This is a genomic window from Streptomyces lothianensis (genome assembly GCF_047779955.1).
GTDB lineage: Bacteria > Actinomycetota > Actinomycetes > Streptomycetales > Streptomycetaceae > Streptomyces.
The window spans coordinates 1-217 of the sequence record NZ_JBLMKT010000184.1 but is presented as its reverse complement, the minus strand read 5'-3'; the positions used below and the strand labels follow the sequence as shown (position 1 = coordinate 217).

Annotated in this window: 1 protein-coding gene; it reads left to right on the top strand. The window is 70.5% G+C overall.

The window, feature by feature from the left end:
• Positions 1-36: 36 nt before the first annotated feature.
• Positions 37-217 (top strand): hypothetical protein (locus ACLF6P_RS30155; RefSeq protein WP_415954616.1); only part of this gene is annotated, 181 nt, incomplete at its 3' end.

Sequence of the window (217 nt, the reverse complement as noted above, 5' to 3'; positions counted from 1 at the left end):
TACCTCGAACTCGGCCCCGGCGGTGTCCTGTCCGCCATGGCCCAGGACACCACCAGCACCGAAACGGACACCGTCTTCGTCCCGGCGCTGCGCAAGAACCGCCCCGAAACCGAAGCGGTCGTCACCGCGCTTGCCGAGCTCCACGCTCACGGCACCACGGTCGACTGGTCGGCCTACTACGCGGGCACCGGCGCCCGGCGTGTCGGTCTGCCCACCT